General features: G+C 42.3%; 6 protein-coding genes. 4 read left to right on the top strand and 2 right to left on the bottom strand.

From position 1 onward, the window contains the following. Positions 1-779, bottom strand: a 779-nt coding sequence (locus A3763_RS14745) for a hypothetical protein (RefSeq protein WP_068760177.1), incomplete at its 3' end; no start/stop codon positions are given. A gap of 782 nt (positions 780-1561) precedes the next feature. Here A3763_RS14745 and mutS point away from each other — a divergent pair. Together mutS and fdxA are read left to right on the top strand one after the other, a co-directional pair. After that, the gene (gene mutS, locus A3763_RS14740) at positions 1562-4192 is read left to right on the top strand and encodes a DNA mismatch repair protein MutS (protein ID WP_068510701.1); all 2631 of its coding nucleotides are present in this window, start codon (positions 1562-1564) and stop codon (positions 4190-4192) included. A gap of 157 nt (positions 4193-4349) precedes the next feature. Next, positions 4350-4673 (top strand): ferredoxin FdxA, encoded by a 324-nt coding sequence (fdxA, locus tag A3763_RS14735; RefSeq protein ID WP_068510699.1) that lies wholly within the window; start codon positions 4350-4352, stop codon positions 4671-4673. Between the two features lie 94 nt (positions 4674-4767). Here the strand turns inward: fdxA and A3763_RS14730 are convergent, their stop codons facing one another. Further along, the gene (locus A3763_RS14730; protein ID WP_068510697.1) at positions 4768-5298 is read right to left on the bottom strand and encodes a SprT-like domain-containing protein; all 531 of its coding nucleotides are present in this window, start codon (positions 5296-5298) and stop codon (positions 4768-4770) included. Between the two features lie 117 nt (positions 5299-5415). On the opposite strand from A3763_RS14730, the gene A3763_RS14725 reads away from it, so the two are divergent. Next, positions 5416-6177 (top strand): sulfite exporter TauE/SafE family protein, encoded by a 762-nt coding sequence (locus A3763_RS14725; protein ID WP_068510695.1) that lies wholly within the window; start codon positions 5416-5418, stop codon positions 6175-6177. A gap of 118 nt (positions 6178-6295) precedes the next feature. Beyond that, positions 6296-6481 (top strand): helix-turn-helix domain-containing protein, encoded by a 186-nt coding sequence (locus A3763_RS14720; protein ID WP_068510693.1) that lies wholly within the window; start codon positions 6296-6298, stop codon positions 6479-6481. The last annotated feature ends 132 nt before the right edge of the window (positions 6482-6613 follow it).

Genomic DNA, 6613 nt, shown 5'->3' with positions numbered 1-6613 from the left:
TCTTTGCTGACCTGACCTGCTTTTTGACGAAGACTCTGCCGACTCTGTTTTTTCTTGAAAGGAATCATATTACGCTGCATGAAATCGAGTAACATACTTATAGTTACTTCGCCCGCGCAAGGTAGTTCAGTACCTTTCTCCCACGTTGGGTTAAGTTTTGCGAAGTGGTCGATATCACGGTTTTCATCTCTCATTTCTGGCGTAATGCAGGCAACACCTTCCTTGAGGTTTTGATATTCGTCACCAAAATCGAGTAAGCGGCTTTTTGAACAGTAAGCGCTCGGATAAAGCTTGTTACAGTATTCATCAACAATACTCTCTAGCTTCGGGTTATGATGTTGATGACAGGGATAAAATTGGTGAAAGTTGTTCGTCATCAATAAGTAGGTTTTATAGCCCTTAGAAATTAGTAGCCAGAACACATGCTTTCTAGGGTTCTTGAGTTTTGTCGAAAATAACTTTATTGCGAAAGCTTTTTGAAGTGATTTATCTCCCCAATACGCCTTATCAACGACGGTATCACCACTGAATATACCGATAGCTTTTTCATTACCATGATCTAGCTCTAATTCGGTCCATGTTGAGAAACCGATAATTCGTTTGCTTAGTTTATCCTCAAGTATAAAAACTCCCGTTTTATTGCCCATATCTGTCGCAAACGTTTCAAACTCGGCGTTATTGTAATACTGGACAAATAACTTATGCATTTCGATAAGTTGAGGAACAGAAATATTCTTTATTGAATAGAAGCGAGTTGATAATTTATTTTTGTTTGTCATGCCATTTCCCTGCTTTAAACCTTAATAATGCACTAGACATAAAAAGGCTATATCGATTTAAATCAGATCAATAGCAAACGCCCCCCAGCATTCACTAAAACTAAAATTCAGTTTTCTCTGACATACAATTTCAAACCTCGAAAGCAGACAAATGTTCGCTATAATAAAAATGCAACAGATTAATCTATCGTTAGTAATAATTAGACAGACAAATCTTGATACTCGACGCGACCCTAAGTGGGCTCCAGCTATCTGAGCTTTAGATTTCACTGAGATATAAATATCTGATTAATAACAGATATAAATAATATTTACATTTTTATTTTAAGGTTATTGAAATATCGAAGTGATCTTACAATAGAAGTGTTTTATAACAAGAGTACTAACGTGCACCAAAGACGAAAATGATAAATGGAACACACATGTATGCTTAGATATGATAACTGAGTCGCTTTTCGTACAACTAAAAACACATGATTTAGGTGTACCTGCTGCTAATCTAACGAAGAATAAAAGAGGGATTCTTTAGCTTATGTCTAAGAACAAATAATTCGGAGTTAGCTTAAAAATGAATAAAACCTAGTGTTTGACATGATTTTTCGATTACGTTTTTTCTGGTAAGACAGAGACGTGATTTGTTAGAATTCTGTCGACAATAAAGTCGCATCTATATATCGCGGCTACAGCTGGAACCCCCTCTAAGGTTAAAACAAGTTGTGCGTCTAATGCTTTGCTTTAGGTAAGTCCATATACAACCAATTAAAAAGAACTTCTCCCGAATTATGTCAAAAAGTCCTGAGTTAGCTAAAAACAGTGAATCTAAACATACTCCGATGATGCAGCAATATTTTCGCATTAAAAAGGACCACCCTAATGAGCTTGTCTTTTATCGAATGGGCGATTTTTATGAGATGTTCTACGATGACGCAAAAAAAGCGGCTCAATTGCTAGATATCACTTTAACGGCACGCGGTAAGAGTGGTGGCAACCCTATTCCAATGGCGGGTATCCCCTATCACTCCGCTGAGAATTATATTGCAAAGCTTGTTCGATCTGGTTTGTCGGTTGCTGTCTGCGAGCAAACAGGTGACCCGGCAACAAGCAAGGGGCCGGTTGAGCGTAAGGTAATGAGAATTGTCACTCCCGGCACGCTGACTGACGAGGCATTTCTAGAAGAGCGGCGTGACAATTTGCTCTGCTCAATTTCCTTTGGTGATGAGGAAGCCTTTGGTCTAGCCTACCTAGACCTGAGTGGCGGACGCTTTTCTGTGTCGCAAGTTCGAGGCTTGCCCGACCTAATAAGCGAGTTGCAGCGTATTAGACCGTCGGAAGTTTTAATAAGTGAAGAGTTTCCATATGAAGGAGCTTTTGAGAACTTAACTGGTCTTAGACGCCAAGCTCCATGGCTTTATGATCTTGATTCCGCAAAAAGCTTATTGACTACTCAATTTAAAACGAAAGACTTAAGCGGCTTTGGTATCGATTCGATGCAATTAGCTATCTGCGCGGCGGGTTGTCTGCTGCAGTATGCAAAGGATACTCAGCGTAATGAGCTGCCTCATATTGTCACCATCAATAAAGAAGAGCGTAGTCAATACATTCTACTCGATGCAGCCAGTCGCAAGAACCTAGAAATTGACACCAACCTTGCTGGCGAAAGTAATCACACCTTGGCGTGGGCAATGGATGCCTGTAAAACTGCAATGGGTAGCCGCTTGCTTAGGCGCTGGCTCCACCACCCTTTAAGAGACCGGGAAATTGTGAATGCCCGTCTAGATTGCGTGTCTTCACTTGAGCAATCCTATAACTACGACGCCATTCAAACGAATTTAAAACAAGTCGGAGATGTACAGCGTATACTCGCCAGGATTGCGCTTAGATCTGCACGCCCTCGTGACCTATCACGACTTAGAGACACTTTAATACTACTACCCGCCATACAGGCAGATTTAAGGTCAGTTGATTGCCCAAGTCTTGGTGAAGTAGCTAAAGATATATCCGAACACCCCTCTTTAGCTGAGTTATTAGAGCGAGCAATTATCGATAACCCTCCCGTCGTTATTAGAGATGGCGGCGTGATAAAAGATGGTTTTGACGCAGAGCTAGATGACTTACGCAATATCAGTGAAAATGCCGGTCAATTTTTAATCGATCTAGAGACTCAGGAGCGGGAGGCAACCGGGCTTTCGACCTTGAAGGTTGGTTACAATAGAGTTCATGGTTACTTTATCGAGATTTCAAAAGCTCAGTCAGATAAAGCGCCCGATGCATATATAAGGCGTCAAACGCTAAAAAATGCAGAGCGCTTTATAACGCCAGAGCTGAAAGCTTTTGAGGATAAAGCGCTGAGCAGTAAAAGTCGCGCTTTATCGCGCGAGAAAGCCCTTTACGAAAGCCTACTTGATGAATTAAATGAGGCGATTGACGCGCTTCAGAGGTGTGCAAAAGGGCTTTCTGAGCTCGACGTGCTTAGCAATTTTGCTGAAAGAGCTCACACTTTAAATCTCAATAGGCCGGAATTTAATCAGGGTAACACCCTGTTAATTGAAGAAGGCCGACACCTTATTGTTGAACAGCTCAGTACAGCGCCTTTTGTGCCAAACGATCTGATATTAGATCCAAAGCGAAAAATGCTTATGATTACCGGGCCCAATATGGGGGGGAAGTCTACCTATATGCGCCAGGCTGCTCTGATTATATTGCTAGCAGGTACAGGAAGTTTTGTTCCAGCAGGTAAAGCCTCAATAGGTGAAATCGACCAAATATTCACACGAATGGGAAGTTCTGACGATACGGCAGGCGGTCGCTCCACTTTTATGGTTGAGATGACCGAGACTGCGAACATCTTGAATAACGCTACAGAAAACAGTCTGGTCTTGATGGATGAAGTAGGAAGAGGTACCAGCACTTTCGACGGTTTGTCGCTTGCATGGTCTAGTGCAGAGCATTTGGCTAAAAATATCCAAGCTTATAGTTTGTTCGCAACTCACTATTTCGAAATGACGCAGCTTGCTGAAGAGCACGAGAGTGTTGTCAACGTTCACCTGAGCGCTACTGAGCACGAAGATAGAATTATCTTTCTACATAATGTTCTTGAAGGCGCCGCAAGCCAAAGCTACGGTTTGCAGGTCGCGCAGCTCGCAGGTGTTCCGGATAGTGTTATTGGGAAGGCGAAGGAAAAGCTAAGTTCTTTGGAGTCTACGGAAACAAGCGAGCCGTCTGAGCCCATAACTGCAAGCAATATTGCAACACAAGCTACTGACTCTATTTCAGAACAAAATGCATTTCAAAGTGATATGTTTGCACAAGAGCCTTCATTGATTGAGAAAGCATTTGCTAACCTGGACCCTGATGAGCTTAGCCCTAGGCAAGCATTGGATAAGCTTTATGAGCTACGAAGATTGATCAACTAAGTTATATGATGCCTTGTCTCTTGCGCTAACTTACTTGTGTTTTAAGTCAATAATCGTAACATTTGCGCTATGACAGGCGTTTAAGCTTGAACCCTGTCACATCTGACATTAGAATACACCGCATAATTTTAATGAGACCAAACACTGGAATAGCAATATGACATTTGTTGTAACCGATAACTGTGTTAAGTGTAAGTACACAGATTGTGTGGAAGTTTGTCCTGTAGACTGCTTCTATGAAGGCCCTAACTTTCTGGTAATCGATCCTGACGAATGTATCGATTGCGCACTTTGTGAGCCAGAATGCCCAGCTGATGCAATCTTTTCTGAGGACGAATTGCCTGCCGACCAGACGCAGTATATCGAGCTAAACGCCGAGCTATGTCAGACTTGGCCCTGCATTACCGAGCAAAAAGACCCGCTTCCAGATGCTAAAGAGTGGGACGGTGTTCCTAACAAGCTTCAATATCTAGAGAAGTAAATTCTTTAGTCGCCTTGTCGTTAACTGGCGTCAGATCGCTCGCTAACGACAAGCTCCTCTTAAATAAGAACTGCCTGGCCTCATTCACTTTGGCCTATTTAATTCTCAAGCTTTCCTTACAGCTTTTGCATACATATCTTGCATCACTTCTTACGATTCTATTGTGTCGAATTGCGCTCAAATCATGAATTCGATCGTGACATGCACAAATATATGCAAAGGTTCGTCGTGCCCTTTTCGCGCTTGAGAAGTTATGCCTTACCTTTGGCTCAACATTAAATACTTCTGACATAACCTGCTTCCACTGTCGTCCATGCGGCATTACCTTCTTGCCTTCATGATAGCGACCAAAATACTGATAGACGATGAGGTGTGCACATTCGTGAGGTACAACCTCTTCGATAAAGGCTTGTTGGTTTTGATTTAAGAGCGCCTGATTAAATCGAAGCTTGTATCGATAAGTCTTAAAAGCGTTTTGTGTGACGACAAACTGGCCGGCAGCTTGCCCCTTTAGAAGAAAGCAAAGGTTGTGATAAACGAAGCTTTTCTTAAGGTGATGTTCTGCCTGCCGCAGGCAGTGTTCTACCGATGATTGCACATCAGCTTGATAGTTGCTTTGGTTCATCTTGGCTAAGTGTTTTTCGGTCTTCTTAAGTTCATATACAGCGGTGCATTATGCAAAAATTTACAGTACCATGCCCAGCTTTATTTTTTGTCACACCAAGCCTTTAGGGAAAACGCCATGTATGAACTCGACTTACTCTATATATTGGTATTAATCATAACAGGGTTTCTCGCAGGCATTATAAACACCATGGCTGGTGGAGGCTCCAATCTTACAATTCCAGCATTAATGGTAATGGGGATTCCTCCCGACATTGCAAATGCGACTAATCGAGTCAGTGTCGTACTTCAATCGTTTACTGCATACAGAGGTTTTGCCAAGCACGGAAAGCTTGATATTCCCGATATCAAATCTATTCTGCTTGTCACCATGCTTGGCGGGCTTGTTGGTGCTGCATTCGCCTCTTATATGCCTGCTGACTACCTGAAACCAACCTTGCTCGGCGCGATGATTATCATGGCCGGCATAATCTTATTTAAGCCCTCCGCTATTGCGGTAACTGAAGGCACCAAGGCTTTTTCAGTAATGGAGCAAAAGCAATCTATACCAATGCTTTTTATAGCCGGGTTTTACGGTGGGTTCGTCCAAGCGGGCGTTGGTTTTATTTTAATTGCTGCGATTGCTGGAGGCCTCCGTTACGATCTGGCTCGAACCAACGCGCTAAAGGTGGTGTGCACACTCGGTTTTACTCTAGTTGCTCTCGGTCTTTTTGTATGGCGGGACCAAGTATGGTGGGCGCCAGGCCTCTTGCTCGCGGTCGGTTCTGTTGCAGGTGCTTACCTGGCTGTGAAGATCACAATTAATGTCAGTCAGAATACGCTAAAGTGGTTCCTGTTTATTATGACTATATTTGCAAGCATTGCCGCGCTCCTCAGTTAAATGCTCGAAACATAAAATTAACTTAATGCTACAAACAATTCAGGAAATATTATTTGCATTAACTATACTCTAATTCACATATTCGATTTTTTACGACTAATATTATTTGGAGCAAAGTATGTCAGGCGGAGAAAAGTTACTAACACTCGCTGAAGCAAGCGCAATGATGGGAAAAACCGAAGTTACGGTGAAACGCTATGCCCGCGAGAGCTTAATTAAAAGCGTTAAACAAGGAAGCGAGCTCATGTTTCCTGAAGATGCTGTTATTAAGTATATTGAAATTGAAAAGAGGCTAAACGGTTAAGGCTTTGTCCTAACAAAGCTCAGGTTGCCTTATAAAGCTCGCGATTAAGCGGGCTTTTTTTTGGTTTAGCAACAAGCTACACTCGCCTTATGATTTATATTTTAATTGCCCTCATTCTATTTGTACTCATTA

It is taken from the genome of Oleiphilus sp. HI0128 (genome assembly GCF_001635365.1).
This window is presented reverse-complemented; position numbering and strand designations above follow the sequence as displayed.